The organism is Paenalicyclobacillus macrosporangiidus, from assembly GCF_900116805.1.
Classification (GTDB): Bacteria; Bacillota; Bacilli; order Alicyclobacillales; family Alicyclobacillaceae; genus Alicyclobacillus_H; species Alicyclobacillus_H macrosporangiidus.
This window is the reverse complement of record NZ_FPBV01000091.1, coordinates 1-1,173: the sequence shown is the minus strand read 5'-3', so window position 1 is coordinate 1,173 and position 1,173 is coordinate 1. Positions and strand designations below refer to the sequence as shown.

The following is a 1,173-nucleotide window of genomic DNA, read 5'->3' as shown; positions in this document are numbered from 1 at the left end:
GCTGAGAATACCCAAGAGATGGGTAACCAAGGCAAACTCCTTTTGGATGCGACGTGTGCGCCGGCAGACATCGCCTATCCCACAGACCTGTCGCTGCTCAACGAGGCGCGTGAGAAACTGGAGGAAATCATCGACGTCCTGCATGCAGCACGGAAAGGCGGTAAGCGCAAGCCACGGACGTACCGTGAGAAGGCACGCAAAGCGTACCTGGCCGTGGCCAAACCGCGTCGTGTGAGTCCGAGGGTGCTTCGCAAGGCGATTGGCAAACAGCTGCGGTTTGTGGCACGAGACCTGCGGATTATTGCGCGGTTGAAAGATGAAGTCGGGCTGAGCGTACTCAGCCGGCGTCAGTACCATCAACTTCTCGTGATTTGCGAGCTCCACCGACAGCAAGAGGAGATGTATCGCAAGCGCACGCATCGCATTGAGGACCGCATCGTGAGCATCTCGCAGCCGCATGTGCGTCCAATCGTTCGAGGCAAAGCGCGGGCCAACGTGGAGTTCGGGGCCAAGGTGGCAGTGAGCCTCGTGAATGGGTATGCGAGGCTGGAACGGTTGGAGTGGAACAACTTCCACGAGGGTCTGACGTTGCAGGCGGCGGTGGAAGCGTACAGGGAGAGGTATGGTTGTTATCCGGAAACCGTGCTGGCCGACAAGGCGTACCGAACCCTGGAGAACCTGCGCTATTGCAAAGAGCGGGGCATTCGATTGAGCGGGCCTGCATTGGGACGGCCATCGAAATCCTTGGCGGTGGAACAAAAGCGAATCGAGCAGCAGGATGCAGCAGAGCGCAACGCGATTGAAGGCAAGATTGGCGAAGGCAAGCGCCTGTATGGGCTCGGCCTGATCCGTGCACGTCTGCGAGAAACCAGTGAAACGGTGATTGCCTTGCAACTGCTGGTGATGAACCTGGAGCGGCGGCTGCGCCTGCTTTTTTGCGCCATTTTGTCCAGGTTCATGGCAACCAGCGTTTCTGGCAGAGCACTGATGCTCACATAACGCTCAACGGCAGGTCAAGATAGCATACCGAAGAATACGAGCCGAGTGCCGTTGGGGTTGGTCAAAAGACTCGTTCAGCAGACCCTGATATGAACGAGGCGGTCAAGCCCCGTGGCTCTTGGGTTGAGTGCCCGGCCCGAAGGCAATGCTCGTCGACGGTTGGCAGTCTGATAT

General features: G+C 58.1%; 1 protein-coding gene. It reads left to right on the top strand.

From position 1 onward, the window contains the following. A partial coding sequence (locus BM357_RS18835; RefSeq protein ID WP_139234825.1) for a transposase occupies positions 1 to 999 on the top strand: 999 nt, incomplete at its 5' end. Positions 1,000 to 1,173: the final 174 nt, after the last annotated feature.